The 21563-nt window shown below is 69.7% G+C and carries 15 protein-coding genes and 1 pseudogene; 11 read left to right on the forward strand and 5 right to left on the reverse strand.

Annotated elements, in window-relative coordinates; all coding sequences use genetic code 11:
- Positions 1 to 685: 685 nt before the first annotated feature.
- From AB0F13_RS03990 to AB0F13_RS04025, 8 genes are all read left to right on the forward strand, one after another.
- Positions 686 to 2215 carry an ATP-binding protein gene (locus AB0F13_RS03990; RefSeq protein WP_362074748.1) on the forward strand — a complete coding sequence of 510 codons (1530 nt, stop codon included), beginning with the start codon at positions 686 to 688 and terminating at the stop codon, positions 2213 to 2215.
- Positions 2212 to 2646: a roadblock/LC7 domain-containing protein gene (locus tag AB0F13_RS03995; RefSeq protein WP_362074751.1), complete on the forward strand. Its 435-nt coding sequence runs from the start codon at positions 2212 to 2214 to the stop codon at positions 2644 to 2646. The genes AB0F13_RS03990 and AB0F13_RS03995 overlap by 4 nt, the downstream gene beginning before the upstream one ends.
- Positions 2643 to 3005 (forward strand): DUF742 domain-containing protein, encoded by a 363-nt coding sequence (locus tag AB0F13_RS04000; RefSeq protein ID WP_361895462.1) that lies wholly within the window; start codon positions 2643 to 2645, stop codon positions 3003 to 3005. Before AB0F13_RS03995 ends, AB0F13_RS04000 begins: the two co-directional genes overlap by 4 nt.
- Positions 2983 to 3612, forward strand: coding sequence for an ATP/GTP-binding protein (locus AB0F13_RS04005; RefSeq protein WP_362074754.1), 630 nt, complete (start codon positions 2983 to 2985; stop codon positions 3610 to 3612). The genes AB0F13_RS04000 and AB0F13_RS04005 overlap by 23 nt, the downstream gene beginning before the upstream one ends.
- Positions 3609 to 5114 carry a cytochrome P450 gene (locus tag AB0F13_RS04010; protein ID WP_362074757.1) on the forward strand — a complete coding sequence of 502 codons (1506 nt, stop codon included), beginning with the start codon at positions 3609 to 3611 and terminating at the stop codon, positions 5112 to 5114. The genes AB0F13_RS04005 and AB0F13_RS04010 overlap by 4 nt, the downstream gene beginning before the upstream one ends.
- Entirely contained in the window at positions 5096 to 6217 is a 1122-nt protein-coding gene (locus AB0F13_RS04015; protein WP_362074760.1) for a cytochrome P450, read from the forward strand. The genes AB0F13_RS04010 and AB0F13_RS04015 overlap by 19 nt, the downstream gene beginning before the upstream one ends.
- A gap of 127 nt (positions 6218 to 6344) precedes the next feature.
- Entirely contained in the window at positions 6345 to 8396 is a 2052-nt protein-coding gene (locus AB0F13_RS04020; protein ID WP_362074763.1) for an APC family permease, read from the forward strand.
- Positions 8397 to 8482: 86 nt separating this feature from the next.
- Positions 8483 to 9811, forward strand: coding sequence for a TRAM domain-containing protein (locus AB0F13_RS04025; RefSeq protein WP_362074766.1), 1329 nt, complete (start codon positions 8483 to 8485; stop codon positions 9809 to 9811).
- Positions 9812 to 10151: 340 nt separating this feature from the next.
- Here the strand turns inward: AB0F13_RS04025 and AB0F13_RS04030 are convergent, their stop codons facing one another.
- Positions 10152 to 10448: a hypothetical protein gene (locus AB0F13_RS04030; protein WP_362074769.1), complete on the reverse strand. Its 297-nt coding sequence runs from the start codon at positions 10446 to 10448 to the stop codon at positions 10152 to 10154.
- Between the two features lie 99 nt (positions 10449 to 10547).
- Entirely contained in the window at positions 10548 to 11948 is a 1401-nt protein-coding gene (locus tag AB0F13_RS04035) for a hypothetical protein (RefSeq protein WP_362074772.1), read from the reverse strand.
- A 214-nt stretch (positions 11949 to 12162) separates the two neighbouring features.
- Here AB0F13_RS04035 and AB0F13_RS04040 point away from each other — a divergent pair, with 214 nt between their 5' ends.
- Complete coding sequence (locus AB0F13_RS04040; protein ID WP_362074775.1) at positions 12163 to 12372, forward strand: hypothetical protein; 210 nt, start codon at positions 12163 to 12165, stop codon at positions 12370 to 12372.
- Positions 12373 to 12986: 614 nt separating this feature from the next.
- On the opposite strand, the pseudogene AB0F13_RS04045 reads toward AB0F13_RS04040, so the two are convergent.
- From AB0F13_RS04045 to brxD, 3 genes and pseudogenes are all read right to left on the reverse strand, one after another.
- Positions 12987 to 14875 (reverse strand): annotated as a pseudogene (locus tag AB0F13_RS04045) (DUF2075 domain-containing protein).
- 217 nt (positions 14876 to 15092) lie between these two features.
- The gene (locus AB0F13_RS04050; protein ID WP_362074778.1) at positions 15093 to 17222 is read right to left on the reverse strand and encodes a DEAD/DEAH box helicase; all 2130 of its coding nucleotides are present in this window, start codon (positions 17220 to 17222) and stop codon (positions 15093 to 15095) included.
- The gene (brxD, locus tag AB0F13_RS04055; protein ID WP_362074781.1) at positions 17222 to 18556 is read right to left on the reverse strand and encodes a BREX system ATP-binding protein BrxD; all 1335 of its coding nucleotides are present in this window, start codon (positions 18554 to 18556) and stop codon (positions 17222 to 17224) included. The genes AB0F13_RS04050 and brxD overlap by 1 nt, the downstream gene beginning before the upstream one ends.
- A 148-nt stretch (positions 18557 to 18704) precedes the next feature.
- Here brxD and AB0F13_RS04060 point away from each other — a divergent pair, with 148 nt between their 5' ends.
- Entirely contained in the window at positions 18705 to 20522 is a 1818-nt protein-coding gene (locus AB0F13_RS04060) for a DUF262 domain-containing protein (protein WP_362074783.1), read from the forward strand.
- Positions 20519 to 21559, forward strand: a complete 1041-nt coding sequence (locus tag AB0F13_RS04065; protein ID WP_362074786.1) for a CBS domain-containing protein — start codon at positions 20519 to 20521, stop codon at positions 21557 to 21559. Before AB0F13_RS04060 ends, AB0F13_RS04065 begins: the two co-directional genes overlap by 4 nt.
- The last annotated feature ends 4 nt before the right edge of the window (positions 21560 to 21563 follow it).

A 21563-nucleotide genomic window follows, 5' to 3' on the forward strand; every position in this document is an offset into this window, starting at 1 on the left:
GTCGGCGCCGGGGGCCGTGCGCCCGGCACGGGGGAAGGGGCGTGCCGCTGCCGGCGGGCCCGCCCGGCCCGTGGGCCCCGCCGCGCGTCGCGGCCCCCGCGGCGCCTGCTTTCCTCACCCATGGTGCGCCCGCCCCCTGTGCCATGCATCCCCGGGGCCGGGCGGTCCGGCGACCCTCCCCTTCATCGCGCGGCGCGTTCGCCATAGGCTCGGGCGATGATCAGGACGCGCGGAACACCGGAGCGGATGCGCGGGACCGCCGGGGCTCCGCCCCCGGAAGGCCCGGCCGTCCCGGCTGCCCGGGCCGTCCTGGCCCGAACGTGCCGCCCTGATCGCGTCACCCCCGCCCGCCGCGGCCCCCGCCCCTGGAGGGTGTGGTTCCACCGTGGCCGTCCTGCTGGGCGGTCCACAGCCGGACGCCATCGGTCGCGTGACGGGCCGTCGGTAATCGCCGGACTTCGGCCGGATATCGCCTTACCTCTCCCGCTCCCCGGTATGTGCGCGAAGAAGGGGCGTAAGCCTGTTCGGTATTCGTGACGGAGATCGGACACACGGTCACCCGCACGGCTAGGATGATCGGCGTATTCCGCTTCTGGACGGGACGTCAGGACGCCGAACCTGTCCCTCCTCCGGCTGCCGCCGGGGGGTGGCGCCACCACATGTCCCCGTATGCCAAGAGGAATTGATGTCACATCACATACCCGAGGTGGTGATCTGGTGTCTGGCCATCGCGCTGACCGCCGTCGCGGTCCTGCTGCTGCGCCAGCGGACGATCGCCACCGCAGTGCGCAGGCGCGTCGCCCAGCTGGAGGACAGCCTCCGCGCGCGTGACGAGGAGCTGGGGCACCTGGTCGGCGTCCGGCTGCCCGCCGTCGCGGACGCGGCGACTGCGGACGCCCCCCTCCCCGGACCGCTCGACGAGCGGCTGACCGGAACCGCATTCGCCCAGCGCCTGCAGTCGGTGATGGAGCTGTTCGCCCAGGCCGGGGAGAAGGCGCAGGCCCGCGCCGACCAGTCGGCGAAGGCCGCGCTCAAGGCGTCCATGCGCGCCCTCCAGGGGCTGGCGCACGAACAGCAGCTGGCCATCTCCGACATGCAGGACCGGCACGACAACCCCGATGTGCTCAGGGACCTGCTGGAGATCGACCACGCCAACTCCCAGTTCGGCCGCCGCGCCCAGGCCATCGCCGTCCTGTGCGGCTCCTGGCCCGGCCGGCAGCGCGTCGCCTCCCCGCTGACCGACGTCGTACGGGGCGCCACCTCGCGCATCCGCGACTACCGCCGCGTACGGGTGCATCCGCACGCCGAGATCGCCGTCGTCAGCCGGGCCGTGGAGCCCGTCGTCCTCGCCGTCGCCGAGCTCCTCGACAACGCCGCCCGCCACTCCCAGCCCAACACCACCGTCGAGGTCAGCCTCCAGCCGGTGCACAACGGCGCCTGCGTCGTCATCGACGACGCGGGCGTCGGCATGGACGGGCAGGAAGTCCAGCAGGCCGTCGCGATGCTGTCCGGCCGGCGGGCGGTGGACGTCTCGCGCCTCGGCGACCCCCCGCAGTTCGGCTTCCCTGTCATCGGGGTGCTCGCCGCGCGCTACGGCTTCAGCGTCTCGGTCGACACGCGCTCGCCGTACGGCGGTGTCCGGGCCGTCCTGTTCCTGCCCAGCGCCCTGCTGACCCAGCTCGAGATCGACGGGCCGAGCACCACGCCGCTGACGGGGCGCAGGCGGGCCCGTAACGGGGCGAACAAGCAGCCCCGTACGCACGAGGCGCCCCGTACCCACGCGCGCCCCCCGGAGCGGACGCACGCTGCGGAGGAATTGCCTCCGCTCGGCCCGCCGGCCGCCCCGCCCGCCGACGGCGCGGCCCCCGGCGGCCCGGCCGTCACCGGCTCCACCGCCGGCGGGCTGCCCAAGCGCCGCCGTCGGCAGCCCGGCGCCGGCGCGCACGGCCGGCCCGCGGCGCCCATGCCCACCGAGCTGCCCCGTGAACGCACCGCCGAGGAGAACGCCCGGCGCATGGGCGCCTTCGCGCGCGGCACCCGGTCCGGCCGCACCGGCAACCACCCGCTCCCGCACCTCCCCGGCGGACCGGCCACCGGTCCGCAGCCGCCGGCCGGGGGCCAGGTCCCGGGCCCACCGCCCGGCTTCCCCGGCGGCCAGGCCCCCACCCGCCCTCCCGGCACCCCCGCAGAAGACGAAGGGAACCCGCACGCGTGAACGACCACCTGAACAAAGAGCTGGGCTGGATGCTCGACGAGGTCGTGAAGATGCCGGAGGCCCGGCACGCGATCCTGCTGTCGGCCGACGGCATGCTGCGTGCCCACTCCCGCGGCATCGACCGGGACGAGGCCGAGCGCCAGGCCGCCGCCCTGTCCGGGCTGCAGTCCATCAGCCGCTCCACCACCGAGTTCTGCACCCACCCCACCCATCAGGACAGCCCCTGGCGGCAGACGCTGGTGGAGTTCGCCCACGGCTACGTCTTCCTCATAGCCGCCGGTCCCGGCGCCTACCTCGCCGTCTCCGCGGGCGCGGACGTCGACATGGAAGCCGTCACCTACCGCATGCAGAAGACGGTCGACCGGCTCGGCAAGGAGCTGGTCAGCCCGCCGCGGCAGGACGGCTGGCAGGGCCCGGGCAGCCCGGAATGACCCCGCCGGCGCCGAGGCGCGAGAAAGGGCTGGTGCGCCCGTACGTCGTCACCGACGGGCGTTCCCACCCCACCCGCAACACCTTCGACCTGGTCACCCTGGTCATGGCGCACGGCGACCTGCCGCTCGGCGGCCTCAGCCCCGAAAAGCGCGCGCTCATGGAACTGTGCCTCGGCGGCGCCCTGTCCGTCGCCGAGATCGCCGGCCACCTGATGCTGCCCGTCAGCGTCACCAAGGTGCTGCTCGGCGACCTCGTGGACAGCGGCCACCTCTCCACCCGCGCCCCCATTCCCTCGGCACAGCTGCCCGAGGCCCAGATCCTGCAGGAGGTGCTCGATGGACTCCGCGCTCGCCTCTGACCCCGGCGCGTACGGCTCTCACCCCGACGGCGGCGTCTATCTGCGGCGGACCGTACGGACCGCCGCCAAGATCCTGGTCGTCGGACACTTCGCGGTCGGCAAGACCACGTTCGTCGGTTCGCTGTCGGAGATCCGGCCGCTGCGCACCGAGGAAACCATGACGCAGGCCGGTGCGTTCGTCGACGACCTGGCCGGCATCGAGGGCAAGACGACCACCACGGTCGCCATGGACTTCGGCCGGCTCACCCTCAGCGACAGCCTCGTGCTGTACCTCTTCGGCGCCCCCGGCCAGCAGCGCTTCACCCGGCTCTGGCAGGACATGACCCAGGGCGCGCTCGGCGCGCTCGTCCTCGCCGACACCCGGCGGCTGGAACAGTCCTTCGACGTCATGGGCCTGCTGGAGGAACACGGCCTGCCCTACGCCGTCGCGGTCAACCACTTCGACGGCGCGCCCGCCCACCCCGAGGCGGAGATCCGCGAGGCCCTCGACCTGCTCCCCGAGACCCCGCTGGTCACCTGTGACGCCCGCGACCGGATCTCCTCCACGCACGCCCTGATCACCCTGGTGGAATACCTCCGCACCCGCACCGCCCAGGAGCACGTGTGACCCACCATCCCGACGCCGGCCCCGTGCCGCCACCGGGCTGCCCCGCCCACCGATCCCCTGCGCCCCGGCCCGTCCGCCAGGGCCCCGGCACCCCCCTGTACGGCCCCGACTTCGCCGCCGACCCGCAGGCCGTCTACCAGCGGCTGCGGCAGTACGGGCCCGCCGCGCCCGTGGAGCTGGCACCCCGCGTACAGGCCACCCTCGTCACCGACTACCGCGCCGCGCTCGAGGTGCTGCGCAGCCCGGACCGGTTCGTCAAGGACGCCCGCCACTGGCGGGCCCTGGCCGACGGCCGGGTCGCGCCCGACAACCCCGTCGTGCCGATGATGGCCTACCGGCCCAACTGCCTGTTCTCCGACGGCGACGACCACCGCCGCTACCGGCAGGCCGTCGACGACAGTCTCGCCCGGATCGACCCCAACGCCCTGCGCGGCTACGTCGAGCGCAGCGCCGACAGCCTCATCGACCGCTTCACCACGCTCGGCGAGGCCGATCTGCTCGGCAGCTACGCCAAGGTCCTGCCGCTGCTGGTCTTCCAGCAGCTCTTCGGCTGCCCGCCCGAACTCGGCGACCGCCTCGTCGAGGGCTTCTCCGGCATCTTCGACGGCGTCGACGCCGAACGGGCCGACGCCCTCATCACCAGCAGCCTCCTGGAGCTCATCGCCCTCAAGCGCCGGCAGCCCGGCGCGGACATGACGTCCTGGCTGATGGCCCACCCGGTCCAGCTCGGCGACGAGGAGATGCTCCACCAGCTCGTCGTCCTCATCGGCGCCGGCACCGAGCCGCAGCAGAACCTCATCGCCAACGCGCTGCGCCTGCTGCTGTCCGACGACCGCTTCGCGGGCGACCTGGCCGGCGGCAGCATGCCCGTCGAGGACGCCCTCGACGAGGTCCTCTGGCTCGACCCGCCGATGGCCAACTACGCCGTCCACTACCCCCTAGAGGACCTGGACTTCGGAGGCGTGCCGCTGCGCGCCGGCGAGCCCGTCGTGGTGAGCTTCGCCGCAGCCAACACCGACCCCGCCCTGCGCTCGGACCGCCGCGCGGGCAACCGCGCCCACCTCGCCTGGAGCGCCGGCCCGCACCACTGCCCGGCCAAGGACCCCGCCCGGCTCATCGCGGCCACCGCCGTCGAGAAGCTCCTGGACCGGCTCCCGGACCTGGAACTGGCCGTGCCCGCCGACCGGCTGGTGTGGCGCCCCGGCCCCTTCCACCGCGCCCTGACCGCCCTGCCCGTGCGCTTCCCCCCGGTGCCCGTGCCCGTACCGGCGCCCGCCCCCGTCCACCCGGGACGGCCCGGCCACCCGGGCGACCGGCCGCACCACCCGTCCGCCGAGCACCTGCCGCCCGAGATCTCCGGAGAGAGCCGATGGAACGCCACACCTGCCCCGTCCCGATCGACCCCACCGGCCGTGACATCCATGGCGAGGCGGCCCGCATCAGCGCCCACGGGCCGGCGACCCCTGTGGAGCTCCCTGGCGGCGTGGTGGCGTGGGCAGTAACCACCCAGGCCCTGCTCAAGCAGCTGCTGACCGACCCCCGCGTCTCGAAGGACCCGCGCCGGCACTGGCCCGCCTGGATCAACGGCGAGATCTCCCCGGAGTGGCCGCTGTACACCTGGGTGGCGGTGCAGAACATGTTCACCGCCTACGGCAGCGACCACAAGCGGCTGCGCGTCCTCGTCTCCAAGGCCTTCACCGCCCGCCGCACCGCCGCCCTGCGCCCCCGCATCGAGAAGATGGCCGCCTGCCTCCTCGACGACCTCGCCGCCACCGCGCCCGGTGAGATCGTCGACCTGCGCGAGCGCTACGCCTACTCCATCCCCATCCAGGTGATCTGCGAGCTGTTCGGCGTCGACGACGAGCCCACCCGCGAGGGCCTGCGCGAGTGCGTCGACTCGATCTTCCACACCTCCGCCGACCCGGAGGAGGTCACGGCCAACTACACACGCATGTACGGCCTCCTGGGCGGCCTCGTCGCCGCCAAGCGCCAGACGCCCGGCGACGACATGACCAGCGTCCTGATCTCCGCCCGGGACGACGACGCCGAGACCCCGCTGAGCGAGCAGGAACTCGTCGACACCCTCCTGCTGATGATCGGCGCCGGCCACGAGACCACGGTCAACCTCCTCGACAACGCCATCCACGCGCTGCTCACCCACCCCGGCCAGCTCGCCCTCGTCCGCGACGGCAAGGCCGGCTGGAACGATGTGATCGAAGAGACACTGCGCGTCCAGGCCCCAGTCGCGAACCTCCCGCTGCGCTACGCCACCGAGGACATCGCACTCGACGGCGGCATCACCCTCCGCAAGGGCGACGCGATCATCGCCTCCTACGCGGCGGCCGGCCGCGACCCGCAGCTCTACGGCGACGACGGCGCCCGTTTCGATGTGACTCGTGCCACCAAGGAGCACCTCTCCTTCGGCCACGGCGTCCACTTCTGCCTCGGCGCCCCGCTGGCCAGGCTGGAGGCCGCCATCGCGCTGCCCGCCCTCTTCGAGCGCTTCCCCCGCATGAGGCCGGCGGCGGCCCCGGAGCAACTGCTCCAGGTGGATTCCTTCATCTCCAACGGCCACCGGTCGCTGCCCGTCGTGCTGCGCCCCTGAGACCGAATACCGCCCCCGCGGCGCCCGTCAAGACCCGTCCCGGGCTCTTAACGGCCCCTTAACGGATTTCGGCTCCGCCGGGTAGCCGGGTGGGCGGTATCGATATCGAACCCTTACGATCCTCTGCGTGTCCAAACTGACCGACCTGCCGAAACGGATCCTCATCGGCCGGGCGCTGCACAGCAACAAGCTTGGGGAGACCCTTCTCCCCAAGCGCATCGCCCTTCCCGTCTTCGCGTCCGACCCCCTCTCCTCCGTGGCGTACGCGCCGGGCGAAGTGCTGCTCGTCCTGTCCGTGGCAGGCGTGTCCGCCTACCACTTCAGCCCCTGGATCGCCGTCGCGGTCGTCGTGCTGATGTTCACGGTCGTCGCCTCCTACCGCCAGAACGTGCACGCCTACCCGAGCGGAGGCGGCGACTACGAGGTCGCCAACACCAACCTCGGGCCCAAGGCCGGACTCACCGTCGCCAGCGCCCTGCTCGTCGACTACGTCCTGACGGTCGCCGTCTCCATCTCCTCCGGCATCGAGAACCTCGGCTCCGCGATCCCCTTCGTCGTCGAGAACAAGACCACCTGCGCCATCGCCGTCATCGTGCTGCTCACGCTGATGAACCTGCGCGGCGTCAAGGAATCCGGCAAGCTCTTCGCGATCCCGACGTACGTGTTCGTCGGCGGCGTCTTCGTGATGATCGGCTGGGGTGCGATCCGCGGCCTGTTCATGGGCGAGACCATGAAGGCCCCGACCGCCGACTACACCATCCACGCCGAGCACCAGGGCCTGGCCGGCTTCGCGCTCGTCTTCCTGCTGCTGCGCGCGTTCTCCTCCGGCTGTGCCGCCCTGACGGGCGTGGAGGCGATCAGCAACGGCGTGCCCGCCTTCCGCAAGCCCAAGAGCAAGAACGCGGCCACCACCCTCGCCCTCATGGGCGGCCTCGCCGTCACCATGTTCTGCGGCATCATCGCGCTGGCCATGGTCACCAAGGTGCGCATGGCCGAGCACCCGGCCACCGACCTGCTCAGGAACGGCACGCCCGTCGGCGAGGACTACACCCAGAACCCGGTGATCTCCCAGGTCGCCGAGGCGGTCTTCGGCAACGGCTCGTTCCTGTTCATCGTGCTCGCCGCCGCCACCGCGCTGGTGCTGTTCCTGGCCGCCAACACCGCCTACAACGGCTTCCCGCTGCTCGGCTCGATCCTCGCCCAGGACCGCTACCTGCCGCGCCAGCTGCACACCCGCGGCGACCGGCTCGCGTTCTCCAACGGCATCGTGCTGCTCGCCGCGGCCGCCGTGATACTCGTCTACATCTACGGCGCGGACTCCACGAAGCTGATCCAGCTCTACATCGTCGGCGTCTTCGTCTCCTTCACCCTCAGCCAGATCGGCATGGTGCGGCACTGGAACCGCCACCTGCTCGCCGAGACCGACCCGGCCAAGCGCCGCCACATGATCCGCTCCCGGGCGATCAACGCCTTCGGCGCTTTCTTCACCGGCCTGGTCCTCGTCGTCGTGCTGCTGACGAAGTTCACCCACGGCGCCTGGGTGGCCCTCCTCGGCATGGTGATCTTCTACGCCACCATGACCGCGATCCGGAAGCACTACGACCGGGTCGCCGAGGAGATCGCCGCCGCCGACGAGCCCGGCGACGAGACGGTACGCCCCTCCCGGGTGCACTCCATCGTCCTGGTCTCCAAGGTCCACAAGCCGACCCTGCGGGCCCTGGCCTACGCCAAGCTCATGCGCTCCGACACTCTGGAGGCCCTGACCATCAGCGTCGATGCGGCCGAGACCAAGGCGCTGCGCGAGGAGTGGTCGCGCCGCGGCATCGACGTACCGCTGAAGGTCCTCGACTCGCCCTACCGCGAGATCACCCGGCCGATCATCGACTACGTCAAGCGGCTGCGGAAGGAGAGCCCGCGCGACGTGGTCAGCGTCTACATCCCCGAGTACGTCGTCGGCCACTGGTACGAGCACCTGCTGCACAACCAGAGCGCCCTGCGGCTCAAGGGCCGGCTGCTCTTCACGCCCGGCGTGATGGTGACCTCCGTGCCCTGGCAGCTCGACTCCTCCGAGGCGGCGAAGCTGCGGGCCCGCAAGCGCGCCGAGTGGAGCGCCCCCGGTGCGGTGCGGCGCGGCCCCGTCACGGAGCCGAAGAAGGAAAAGGCCGCCACCAAGAAGTAGCGCGGTCACGGGAGGGGTGAGGCGGGACGTAGACTGGACGGCTGTCCCCGCCTCACCCCTTTTGAACGCTCTGGAGTCGACCCGCCATGCAGCAAGAGACCGAAGCATCGCTGGTCGGCCACGAGTACGAGGTCGAGGTCGGCCCGGTCGCACACGGCGGTCACTGCGTCGCCCGCACCGAGGCGGGCCGCGTCCTGTTCGTCCGCCACGCGCTCCCCGGCGAGCGCGTCGTCGCCCGGATCACCGAGGGCGAATCGACGTCCCGCTTCCTGCGCGCGGACGCGGTGGAGATCCTGGACGCCTCCAAGGACCGCGTCGAGGCCCCCTGCCCCTTCTCCGGCCCCGGCAAGTGCGGCGGCTGCGACTGGCAGCACGCCGCCCCCGGCGCCCAGCGCCGCCTCAAGGGCGCCGTCGTCGCCGAGCAGCTGAGCCACCTGGCGGGCCTGACGCCCGAGGAGGCCGGCTGGGACGGCACCGTCATGCCCGCCCCCGGCGACAAGGTCGCCAAGGGCGAGGTCCCCGCGTGGCGCACCCGCGTCCAGTACGCGATCGACGCCGAGGGCCACGCCGGCCTGCGCAAGCACCGCTCCCACGACGTCCAGGTGATCGACCACTGCATGATCGCCGCCCCCGGCGTCAGCGAGCTCGGCATCGAGAAGCGCGAGTGGCCGCAGATCGCGACGGTCGAGGCCATCGCCGCCAGCGGCTCCGCCGACCGTCAGGTCATCCTCACCCCCAAGCCGGGCGGCCGCCTGCCGATCGTCGAGCTCGACAAGCCGGTCTCCGTCATGCGCATCGGGGAGAAGGACAAGGCGGTGCACCGCGTGCACGGCCGCCCCTTCGTCCGCGAGCGCGCCGACGAGCGCACGTACCGCGTCGGCGAGGGCGGCTTCTGGCAGGTCCACCCCCAGGCGGCCGACATGCTCGTCAAGGCCGTCATGCAGGGCCTGATGCCGCGCAAGAACGACATGGCCCTCGACCTGTACTGCGGCGTCGGCCTCTTCGCGGGCGCCCTCGGCGAGCGCATCGGCGAGAAGGGCGCGGTGCTCGGCATCGAGTCCAGCAAGCGCGCCGTGGAGGACGCCCGCCACAACCTCCAGGACCTCGACCGCGTCCGCATCGAGCAGGGCAAGGTCGAACAGGTCCTCCCGCGTACGGGCATCGATTCCGCGGACCTCATCGTCCTCGACCCGCCCCGCGCCGGCGCCGGCAAGCAGACGGTCCGCCACCTCGCCTCCCTGGGCGCCCGCCGCATCGCCTACGTCGCCTGCGACCCGGCGGCACTGGCCCGCGACCTGAAGTACTTCGCGGAGTCCGGCTACCGCCCGGTGACACTGCGGGCGTTCGACCTTTTTCCGATGACCCATCACGTGGAGTGCGTCGCCATCCTGAAGCCCACGGGAAACCCCGCCTGACCTGCGGTTTTACCTGGCGTGCATTATGTGCGCTATGGGCGTTAGGGGCGAATTTCTGACGCTGAAATGACGCTCGTGACGCTCTCCTGACGCTCGTCGGGAGGGCAGCCAGAGGGCAAGAATCTGCCCGTCGGCTGGCCGCAGGGGTCTGCTGGCGGGCGGTTGCGTTGGGCCTGAGAAGACGCTTCGCGGTATTCGTAGGCTGTGCGGCAGGTGTCTTCGGGAGTTGGTGGTCAAGCTCGGGGCGAACGACCGGCGCCATTCGGCATCAGTGACGACACTGCGGGGCGTCGAGTTCGACCTGCCTGAGGTGGGTGTAATGCTCAACCACGGCGGGGTACTACCGGGCTGTTGTGGAAGGCATCCAGAGACTCGTGGAGCGTGCCAGTGACCGACCTCGCCTCGGTCTGGTAGGCGTTGCTGGTGCAGGGCGGCGGGGGCTGCAGGCGATGATCGATGCCGTGGTGTGCGGCGGCGAGCGCGCCAGGTAGGGGTTGGCGTCCGCTTCCGGTAGGCGGATCTCCAGGTGCAGTCCGTCGCCGTGGCCGACGACGCGGACGGCGCAGGTGCCGTTGTCCGTCCCCCAGGTAAGGCGGTCGGAGCGAACGAGCTGGGCACACTGCCACGCGCAACGCATCGTCGAAGCCGGCCGGGCGGGCCCTGCTGCCTGTGATCCCCGGTTTGGTCAACCGGGGATCGTGCGCCACTTGGGGTCAGCGGGATTGCGGGAGGCGGGTCACAGCGGGCGCTTTCTGCGGATCGGCAGGATGCTCAGGGCCATGACGGTCCCGTCCTCGTGGAAAGAGATCGGGCCGTTCCAGCGTCTGGCTGCATCCGCGCCGTGCCAGTGGGAGCGGAGCTTATGGGCTGCACGTCGGTAGTCTTCGACGCGCCCCTGGCTGATCAAGTCGTACAGCTCCTCGACCATGCCGGAGAATGCCTCGATTCGCACGGTCTCCATGCGGAAGACGTGATCCGTGCCGACGAACTTGGTGCCACCGATCACGATATGTGCGTCGTGAAAGCTGGACGTGGCTGCGAAAGTGGGCACGTCGTAGTGTTGTCGTCCCTGGCCCTTGGTCAGGTATTGGGCCGTCCTGGGACCTCCGCCGGCGAACGCGGTCAGGCCGGCGCTCCCGGTTCGGGCCAGGAGCTGGCCGAACCAGGCCAGATCCTCCTCGGACACCTGGAAGCCGTCGACGGTCCGTGCCCTCTTCCCCTCGCATGCGGGTATGTGGATCGCGTTCGGGTAGGGGATACCGCTCCTTTCCTCAGCCTCAAGATCGGCGTTTCGCGGCGCACCGGGTATGCGCTCGGGAAGGAGCGCTTCACCGGGGGATTGCAGGACGTTGACCACGACTCCGCCCTGTCCCATGAGTTCGGTGGAGAGCAGCAGGCACTGCGCTGTGTTCCACGGGCCGATCTGCATGCCCTCGGCCAGCTCTGAGCCCCTGGCCAGTTGTCGGACTGTGGTGCTGCGGGATCGGCGGGTCCGCTTGCTCGGCTTCTGGTGGTTTCCTCTGCACACCACGAAGGTGACGATTGACGGCTCGCCGGGCTTCCATGCCTCGATGAGGTAATCAGGCCGGGGCCGTGAGCCCTTCGACCGCTCGGAGCCGCCCAGGGCCCAGCCGGCACGCAGCACTGTGCTCGTGTCCACGACCGAGACCACGTGGTCCGGGTACTGCCGTTTCATGATGTGCTCTGCCGCGGCGAGTCCGAAGCCGACGCCCAACTCCTGAGACTGCATGGCCTTGTACCTGCGCTCGGCAGTCCGACCCTTGTCCGTGAGCTCCATGGCTCCAGCCCGGTCGCCGTGCACTGCCTCGCAGTACTTCAGGCTCTGCCAGTGTTCCGCGAGCCCCCGTCCCATGCCCTGGCCTGCCAGCACGTAACCCCGCGCTACGGCATGCAGCACCTGCCACGGCGTCAGCTCGATGGTCCGGCCGCACTCGGCCCGCACAACCGGCTGCAGGTCGGACTTTCTGCGCCCTGCTTCCTGACCCTTCTCGCGTCGCTGCTTGTCGATGGCTGCCGCTGCTTTGCCCGTGTGCTCCACCAGGTCCGCTGTCGAACGGACGTGGATGGTCGTCGAGACGTTGAGTTCCCTGAGGATCTGTCGCGCAGTTCTTGCCATGCGTCCCCCCGCGGTGTCCGCGTGCTCCGGCCGGCCGAGAACGGTAGGCCGGGGCATTGGGGCGCACACAAGTGCGCAAGCTGGGCTGGGGCAGAGAACTGGCCATGCCGGAGGACTCGCGGACTAGAGCAGCATCCGCCACTCAGTGCCTGGAGCGTCAGCCCGCTGTGAGGGATCGGCGGTCACACAGAAGGTGCTGTCGACGCTGTGTCCGATGGGTTGCTCGGCTTGGACGCTGGTGCGCCGGAACTGGTTGGGTCTGGCACCCATCAGCGAGGGCACGGGCAAGACGGTGATCGGGCTGCGCCGTGGCCCACCTCGCCAGGCTACCGGCGGCCGGACCCTGTACGTCACCGAGCTGCGCCGGCCGCACCGGCAAGCCGAGCGGGTGCTGTACGAGGCGTACGAGTTGCTGCGCATCTAGCGCGGCGTACACGACTTCAACGACGTCCTCTCGCTCGCCCTGGCAAAGCGGCGCGTCACATGGCCCGGCCCATACGCTGGCTGTCATCGTCGATGAGGTCCAGGAACTCACCCGTGCCAGGGCTGCCCGCACAGGGTGGTTGGCTGATGAAGGCATCGACGACCGAGGAATCATGGTCGAAGAGCCATCGCGGTTTGCCGGGTTCACACTCGATCGACAGCTCACTGTCTCGAAGCACTGCCAGCTTGCTACACAACTCGGTGCCCTTCGTCGCCAGGAGACGAACGGTCCAGTGGCCGACCTTCGTACCTACTGCACGATGCCCAACGCATCGATGAAAGCCTGCTTGAGGTTGTCTTCTCCGGCCAAGCCTGCCCCGGACTCACGCCCATGGCAGCGGCCGCGCTGAGAGCGCCGCCGTGCGGATCAGAAAGGAGTTATAGAGGCTCACTGGTGGGCCGAGACCGCACCGGCTCCAGCCGCGCAGGAACGGTTGCAGGTCAACGGTGCGAGGTTCTGTCGCATAGCAGCTTTCCGGCGGCGCAGTGTGACGCGGCCGCCTCCGCCGAGGGCAGGACCCATTGGCGACATGAGTGAAGTCCCGTCGATCCGTCCTACGTGAGGGTCGGCAGCTCCGCGGCCGGGGGGATCAGCGAGCGGAGCTTCTCACGGGTTTCAGGGTCCGTCGAGTAGATGATCGTTCCGATCATGCCCCGGGTCAGTAGCACCTTGTAGGTGTTGCGGACGAGTCGGTCGACGTCCTCGTCCGGGGTGGTCTTGGTGAAGGAGGGATCCTTGGATTCGGTGCGGTCCACCACCCAGCGGTCGGTCCGCCAGGTGAGGTCCGGGCCCATGATCACGCCTGACCAGTCGTACTCGAAGCCCTGCGCGGTGTACACGCACCCGACCTGCCCGAAACCGGCGGGATCGGTGGACCAAAGCGGTGCCGGGGGCGCACCGAACAGGGAGCGGTCCCCGTACAGGTTCCACGGCCTCGCCCAGTCGCCGATGACCACGTCCGCAGGCAGCCCCGACATGCTCGGAGTGATCTTCGTCGTCCACTTCCAGCAGTAGCCCGCCGACATCCGAGCGCCGTAGTCCTGGGCCCGAAGCGCGGCCAGGAAGTCCTCCAACTCCTGGGGGCTGTCAGCCGTCAGCAGCTGCACCTTGCCGTCCGGCTCCCACACGGCAGGTTTGTCGCCCTCGAGTCTCAACAGGCCGACGACCCACCGCAGATACGCGTCACTGCCACCACACCGGAACTGGCTGTCCAGCTCCACGACCGTGCACTCCAGCCCCTGCTCGGCCGCGGCCTCCCGGATCTGCTCCACCGTCCCCATCTCACCCGGACGCACCACCTGGTGCTGACCAGAAGGAACACCGGAACCCGGGCGGCGTCCATCAGCTCCGCCACTTGCGGGCGGCCGGTGCGCAGCGTGGCCTTGGTGTAGCGGTTGGCGGAGGTCTTGCGGAGCCGGTGCGCCTCGTCGCAGACGAGCACGTCGAGATCGTTGGGCTCGGCTTCCATGAAGCTGTTGAAGTAGCGGAAGAGCCTCTGGACCTCGGGCTTCCGGGCGCCGGCGACCTTGCGCATCGTCTTGGTGAAGGACTGCGAACCGGTGGCGTGCAGCGCTGGCACTCCGCGCCGGTACAGGTCGCCCAGCAGGGACAGGGCGATCACGCTCTTGCCGGAGCCCGGGCCACCGGCCACCACGACCACCTGCTTGTGGTGGGACCGCCGTGCCTTCCGGACCGCGGACATCACCGTCTCGTAGGCGAGTCGCTGCTCGTCCAGCAGCACGAACTGTTCCCGGTTGCGGACTTCTTCGGCAGCGACGGCCATCAGCTGCTTGGACGGCCGCACCTTGCCCTGGAGCAGCGCATCAGCCGCGTCGGCGCCCGGCTTCGGCGCGAGCCTCGAGCGGAGATAGTTCAGGAAGGCACCGCGCTGCTCACCGGTGAACATGCGGCCCCGATGGTTCTCGGTGACAGCGCGCAATCCCGCTACCCCGAACTCGGTCGCGTTGTGCAGGTACGCCACCCCGGCGACCGACTCCGGAGTCCGCTCCAACGCCCCATTGAACGAGACCAGGTAATCGCAGTAGACCCGCACTTGCTCGATCGGATTGAGGACGGGCGTCGGGTAGGCAGGGATGCGGCACCGCAGCGGATCGTCGTCCTCCGGGTAAGCCTCGCTCCACTGCTTGAGTTCCACCACCACGTACGACGGCTCACCGTCGGCCGGGTGTACGCCGGCGAGTATCACGTCCGCGCGCTTGCTGGTCAGCGGTAGCCCGTACTCCAGCAGCATCTCGACCTCGCCGAGCCCGGCTTCCACCAGCGCGTTGGTGAGCGCGGGGATACTGCGGTCCCAAGAGCGCACCTCCGACGGCTGAGGCCGACGGCGGTGCTTGTGGAGGAAGTTCTCGGTCAGGAGCTCTGTCAGCCGTCCTTCAACGTGCGTGCGTTTGGCCAACGACGCCGCGGACTCACGGAACAGCAAGAAAATGCCCCCAGGCAGCACGAAGTAACTCTGCGGGTGGGGGCATGTCCTTCGGTTCCGCAGAGGCGGAGCGGAAGCCCGTCGGGCCGCTGAGATGGTCCTGGCCATCCTAGAGCAGGAGGTGGATCACGCATCCAGAGCGTGGTTCCCGACGTCGGTCAGGAGGACTGTGCCACGTGTCCCGTCGCGGACATCGTGCCCGACGCACGGCTTGCCGTCAGGCGGAGGAGCCGAGGTGGAAGCGCACTGGCTCCGCCAGTGCTGCGCGCGCCCCGTCGAAGTCCGCGAGCCGGGTGGCGACCGTCGTCACCGCGAGCCGCTGGGGCAGCGCGGCGGAGAACTTCAGCCCTCGCACCGCGCGGTAGTCCACATCGGGGAGCACCAGAGCCGCGCCCCCCTCGGCACCTTCACAGGCCGTGCGCCAGGCTGCGGGCGTCAGGTCCTCCCGTAGTCGCACGCAGCAGTCCGTAGGGCGTTGGACGGGATCGGCGACCGACGGCAGCGTCGCCGCCAGCGTGGCATTGGCGCGGTAGCCGGCCCAGGTCCACCAGCGCACATCACTTCCGGTCCGGGTCACCAGTGTTCCGCCGGGGTGCACGACATGAGGAGCGTCTTCCTGCCGCCACTCGGCAAGGCATGCCACGGCCCGGCGGGTCAGCGAGACAGGAGGGTCCTCGCCCAGAAGGACCTCGCGCATGGCACGGGTGAGCGCGTACGACAAACCGGCGAGCGAACCACTGTTCCACTTGGCGATGCCCCCGCTGCCGACGGGTTCGACGAAGACGCGCTTGCGGCCCCAGTCGATGAAGGTCACCTGCCAGCTGCGCCCGGCGAGCAGCAACCGGCGAGGGCCCGGCCGCTCTTCGGTCAGGACGGACGGATCCGTCCGTCCGATCTCCGTGCGCCCTGACAGTACGGTGAACTGCGGCGGAGCGGTGAAGGAGGCGGTCAGCTCGATGAAGTGCCGGTGTCCGAAACGCCGTTCGGACTCCGGGCCGATGAACAGCATCCCGCCGTCCTCGTCGAGGAAGCCCTCACCCACCAGATGCCGCAGGATCGGGACCGCTGAGCGGTCGAAGGGGGCGAGACCGTTCCACTGCTCCGGCCACAGCTGGTCGCCGATCTTGCGTTCTTGGAGCATGGCGGCCAGCAGTTGCTGCGCCACCAGGTGGCGGGGCTCGAGCGGCGCGGTCACCGGCTCGACCCAGCCCCGTCCCCAGAGCAGGAGCAGCGCGGCCGCCTGCAGCAGAGTGTCTTTGCCTGTCGCGAGGAACAGGCAGTTTCGTGTGGACCCCGGACGCCGCCCTGTACGCCCGAGGCGTTGCAGGAAGGAGGCCACCGTGCCGGGTGCGTCGATCTGGATGACGCGGTCCAAGTCGCCCACGTCGATGCCGAGCTCCAGCGTGGACGTCGAGACGATGACACAGTCGCGCGCCTCCGCGAATGCCTGCTCGGACCTGGCCCTCTCCTCCGCGGCCAGGGAGGCGTGCGAAAGGAACACGGTCACATCGCGTGCCCTGAGCGCCGCGCCAAGATGCTCCACTTGCCGCCGCGAGTCGCAGAACACCAGCCGCTTTTCCCCTTTGTGCAGGGCGGAGATGAGCTTGGCGGCGTTGTCCAGGGAGCCGACGTAGTCCAGTTCCACCGCGCCCGCCGGGCGTGCGCTGTCCGGAGTCTGCGCGATGACCCGGCCCGGCCGTCTGCCGGCGCCGGACCCTTGCAGCCAGGAGAGGAGCTGCTGAGGGTTCCCGACGGTCGCCGACAGCCCGATCCGCTGCAGCGTACGCCCGGTCACCCGCTGCAGACGCTCCAGCACGGCGAGTAGATGCCAGCCGCGGTCGTCGCCCGCGAAGGCGTGCACTTCGTCGATGATGACTGCCCGCACGTTCCCCAGGAGGCGGGCATGGTCGGTCTTCACGCCGATGAGCATGGCCTCCAGCGACTCCGGTGTGGTGAGCAGGATGTCCGGAGGGTCGGTGCGCATGCGCTGCCGCTGTGACTCCTTCGTGTCGCCGTGCCACAAGCAGGCCCGTCGCCCGAGCCACTGGGCGTACGAGTCGACGCGTGTCGCGAGATTGTTGAGCAGTGCCTTGAGCGGACACAGGTAGAGCACGGACGTGCCGCACCAGCCTTGCCCGGACATGGCCGACAGGATCGGCAGGCAGGCCGCCTCGGTCTTGCCGCCCGCCGTCGGCGCGAGCAACACGGCGTCCTCGCCGTCCATCAATGGGGTGATCGCGTCGCGTTGCAGCGGTCGCAGGTCGCGCCAGCCGAGCGTGTTGACCACGTGGTGGAGTACGACGGGGTCGAGCCGGTCGACGGGGTCCGGTTCGCCGGCGCCGGTCATCACACGTCCAACTCGACGTCGTCGGCCGATCCAGCAGCCATCGTGTTGCGTTCGACGTCGGTGAGTTCGCTGTCGGCCACCGTCAGACGGTAGTGCTTCCTGGGGTCGAAGTCATCGAACTGGTCGATGCGGTCGAGGACATCACCGACGAGCTTCTTCAAGAACAGCCGGGGTGCGACGCCGGCTTTCCCGCCCAGGGTCCCGCCCACGGCATGGGCGAGCTCGGCGATGTACGCGTCATCCGCGCGTGCCCTGACGCGGTCGGCGGCGTCGGCGCCCGCCGCGTACAGATCCCGGATGGTCACGCCGAGATCCACCAGCGACTCCTGGTCGAACCCGGGCAGCCGCAGCTGCACCGCGCGGGGATTGTCGAAGCGGGGAACGGTGGTGAAGTCGGTGGCGAGGCGCTGCGCGAGTGGCGCGAGCCGCTGCACACCCTGCTGGCCGTCGTAGAACGCCGGGGTACCGGTGATCACCAGGTACAGGCCGGGGAACCGTCCCGAGTGCACCTCGTCCATGAGCTGCCGCAGCGCGTTCAGCGCTTTGTCCCGGGCATCCGACCGAACGCGCTGCAGCGTCTCGACCTCGTCGAGGACCATGAACAACCCCCGGTGTCCCGAGTCGCGCAGCACGGTCAGAAGGCCCTGCAGAAAGCCGAGGGCGCCGAAGTGGTCGAGATCGCCACGCACCCCGGCCGATCGCCGTGCCGCCGCGGCCACATGCGGCTGACCGCCCAGCCAGGCCAGGACAGCGGCCGCGGTCGCCTCGTCGCCTTCGGTGAGAGCCGACCGGTAACCGCGCAGAGCGGTTGCGAAGGACGGGGCGTGCCGGGACACTTCGGCGAGTCGCGCGATCAGCAGCTTCTCCACCCCGGCGGCCAGTTCCTCCTCGCTCGCTCCGGCAGTGAGGGCGTCTTCCTCCAACGCGTAGAACCAGGCGTCCACGACCGGCCTGAGTGCGCTGGGCGGGAAGCTGGGGGTGCTCAGCCGCTCGGTCAGCCGCCGGTAGACGGTCTCGAGCTTGTGCAGGGGCGTCTCGGTCTCGGAGATCTGGACCTCGGCCACGGCGAAGCCGAGCCGCTTGGCCCGCTCTCCGAGCCACCGGGTGAAGAACGTCTTGCCGGAACCGTATTCACCGCGTACGGCTTTGAACACCGATGCTCCGGAAGCGACCGCGTGCAACTCGTCGTCGAGCGCTCCCTCGAACCGGTCCAGTCCGGTGGCCAGCAGGTCGAGCCCGGCCTCGGGCACGGCACCGCGCCGCAGGGCGTCGATCACCGTGCGGCGGCGCGCCGCGCTCACGGCGGCGGGTCGCGTGGGCCGAGCGGTACTCATGTCCTCCAGTGTCCCATTGGGCCGGAGGTGCGTGGGCGTCCCGGCCCAAGCCTCGTCCCGCGGAACCGCGTTGACTGCCTCGTCGCCCTCTTGGTCTAATCGCTGCTCGCGCACGCGAGCGCGAACCGCGAGGGTGGGGTAAGGCGCTGTGGCAGGACTCGACAATGTAAGGCTCAAGGCAATTCTGGCGGATGTGGCGTCAGGGACACTGCAATTACCGGATTTTCAGCGCGACTGGAAATGGGACGACGATCGAATTCGCGCCATCATCGCGACGGTGACGCTCGACTATCCCCTCGGCGTGGTGATGACACTGGAGACGGGCGGTGAGTCGCCGTTCCGGGCCCGGACTCTCACAGGAGCGCAAGCGGCGGAGGAGTCGGAGCCCAGCTTGCTGCTCCTCGACGGCCAGCAGCGTCTCACCTCACTGTTCCAGGCGCTGTTCCAAGACCGGCCCGTGGAAACCAAGGACGCGCGGGACAACGTCAAACGCTGGTACTACATCGACATCGACAAAGCCCTCGGTTCTCCCGCGGACCGTGACGAGGCGATCGTCTCCGTGCCCGAGGACAAGATCCTGCGGGCGAATTTCGCCCGCGATGTCATCCACGATCTGACCAGCCCCGAGGGCGAGTGCACCGCCGGACTGTTCCCGCTGCGCATCGTGTTCGACACCCAGAAGGTGAACGCCTGGCGGCGGGTGTACGAGAGGGGCGACGACCGGCGCTTCGACCTGTGGAGCCGTTTCGAGGAGCAGGTCCTCGAGCACGTGCGCTCCTTCCAGGTGCCCATGATCAAGCTGGCTGCCTCCACCTCCATGGACGCCGTCTGTGCCGTCTTCGAGCGGGTGAACACGGGTGGCGTTCCCCTCAACGTCTTCGAGCTCCTGACCGCCACCTACGCCGGTGATCGCGCCTACCGGTGGCGGGAGGGCACGTACTACCAGCTGCCCAAGGCGTGGCAGGCGATCAAGGGGGAACTGGCCGGCCGCTACCCGGTGTTCGGCCGTCTGGACATCGGCCTGGACGACGGCCTGAGCAGCAGCGACTTCCTGCAGGCCGTCGCGCTCGTACGGACCTGGCTCCGTAAGCAGGACGGGCTGGGCACCGGCGTCTCCTGCAAGCGCAGGGATCTTCTCGAACTGCCTCTCACGGACTTCGAACAGCTGGCGCCCCGGCTGGCGGACGCGTTCGCCTGGGTCGGTGCCTTCCTCGAAAAGCAGTGCGTCGTACGCGTCACCGATCTGCCCTATCGCACCCAGCTGGTGCCGCTCGCCGCGGTCCGCGCCATCCTCGGCGAGGATACCGACAAGCTCGGCGCCGAGGACATGATCACCCAGTGGTACTGGTGCGGCGTGCTCGGCGAGATGTACGGAGGCTCCACCGAGACGCGCTTCACCCGCGATGTCGAGCAGCTCATCGCGTGGATCCGGCGTGAGGGCGTTGCTCCCGAGACCGTCAACGACGCGTACTTCTTCTCGGAGCGTCTGGACACCCTCACCACCCGGAACAGCGCCGCCTACAAGGGAATCTACGCCCTGCTCGTCAAGCAGGGGGCCGTGGACTGGCACTATACGGACGCCCCGCTGAAGCCGAGCGTCCTGGACGAGTACGGGGTGGACATCCGGCATGTCTTCCCGCGCACCTGGGTACGGCGGCACCGGCCCGACGGCAGTTTTCCCGCCAACTCCATCGTCAACAAGACGCCGCTCTCCTTGCGCGCCGCCCAGGCCCTGACCGGTCCGCCGGCATCCTGGCTCGATTCCCTGGCCGTGGCCGCCGACATGCGCCGTGAATGGTTCGACGACGTGATCGCCACGCACCTCATCGATCCGTATCTGCTGCGGAAGAACGACTACGAGGAGTTCTACTCCGCGCGCGCCAAGCAGCTTCTGGCGATGGCGCACGCGGCCATGGGCAAGCGGACCATCCTGCGCGACATGCCGGACGACGAGGTGGTCCGGTGAACCGTCGGCCCAGTGAACGCGAGCTCATCGAGCTCAAGGGCTCCGAGGTGCCCCTCGGGGAATTACTCGATCTCTTCGGCGAGCGGGTGCGTCGGCCGTGGAATGTCTATGACATCGCCAAGGTACTGACAGATGCGGGCCTTGCGACCCTGCCCGACTTCGCCACCTGCGGGGTGGGGGACCGCGTGCAGATCGTCGCCCTCGCGACGGCTGTGTCCCCCACCCCGCAGAGCGACGACGCGGCCGAGGACGAACCGCTGCCGTCCGGCGCGCTTCCGCGACGCCTGCTGATCGGTGACCTGCCCTCCGCGCGCGACGGGGTGCACTGCGTTCACGCCAACGCCGCACTGACCCAAGCGACGTTCCTCATGCGTCGTCAAGGATGTGATCAGGTCCCCGTCACCACAGGCATGACGGCGCTGCACGGCGTCGTCACCTGGCGCTCTCTGGCACTCATGTACGAGCGGAGGAAGGAACCCACGCTCGAGAACGCCATGCAGCAGGATTCCTTGCCGACGGCAGACGTCCGGGACGAGTTCTTCGGTTGCCTGCCGACGCTGAGGGAACAGGGCTACCTGCTGGTTCGAGGCGAGGACGGAGCGCTGTGCGGCATCGTCACCCAGGCACACGTCGTCGACCGCTTCGAGAGCGCGGCACGCCCGTTCTTCCTGCTCGGGGATATCGAATCGCTGCTGCGCCGGTGGCTGGGCGCCACGCTCAGCACCGATGCCGTCAAGGCCGTCCAGACGACCAAGAAGGCCGAGCAACGTACGGGCAAGGTCGAGGACCTGGTGTTCGGCGACTATGTGCGCCTGCTCGACGGCGAGCAGAAGAAGACGGCAATGGCGCAGCTGGCCGATCTCAACTGGACAGCCTTGGGGTGTGAATCGCTGGATCGGGTGCAGTTCGTCCGTCACTTGCAACGGGTGCAGGCGATCCGTAACCGGATCGCCCACTTCGATGCGGAACCGCTCCCGCCCGAATCCATGCGGGAGCTGACCGCCTTCGCCGCCTTGCTGCGCGATTACGTCGGCTGAGCTC

It is taken from the genome of Streptomyces sp. NPDC026206, from assembly GCF_040638465.1.
Classification (GTDB): Bacteria; Actinomycetota; Actinomycetes; order Streptomycetales; family Streptomycetaceae; genus Streptomyces.

What these genes read in the sequence shown, in the direction of transcription:
- AB0F13_RS04025 (WP_362074766.1), top strand. Translation starts at nt 8,483, where the DNA reads ATGCAGCAAGAGACCGAAGCATCGCTGGTCGGCCACGAGTACGAGGTC.
- AB0F13_RS04005 (WP_362074754.1), top strand. Translation starts at nt 2,983, where the DNA reads ATGGACTCCGCGCTCGCCTCTGACCCCGGCGCGTACGGCTCTCACCCC.
- AB0F13_RS04030 (WP_362074769.1), bottom strand. Translation starts at nt 10,448, where the DNA reads ATGCGTTGCGCGTGGCAGTGTGCCCAGCTCGTTCGCTCCGACCGCCTT.
- AB0F13_RS03990 (WP_362074748.1), top strand. Translation starts at nt 686, where the DNA reads ATGTCACATCACATACCCGAGGTGGTGATCTGGTGTCTGGCCATCGCG.
- AB0F13_RS04050 (WP_362074778.1), bottom strand. Translation starts at nt 17,222, where the DNA reads ATGACCGGCGCCGGCGAACCGGACCCCGTCGACCGGCTCGACCCCGTC.
- brxD (WP_362074781.1), bottom strand. Translation starts at nt 18,556, where the DNA reads ATGAGTACCGCTCGGCCCACGCGACCCGCCGCCGTGAGCGCGGCGCGC.
- AB0F13_RS04040 (WP_362074775.1), top strand. Translation starts at nt 12,163, where the DNA reads ATGGGTTGCTCGGCTTGGACGCTGGTGCGCCGGAACTGGTTGGGTCTG.
- AB0F13_RS04035 (WP_362074772.1), bottom strand. Translation starts at nt 11,948, where the DNA reads ATGGCAAGAACTGCGCGACAGATCCTCAGGGAACTCAACGTCTCGACG.
- AB0F13_RS04000 (WP_361895462.1), top strand. Translation starts at nt 2,643, where the DNA reads ATGACCCCGCCGGCGCCGAGGCGCGAGAAAGGGCTGGTGCGCCCGTAC.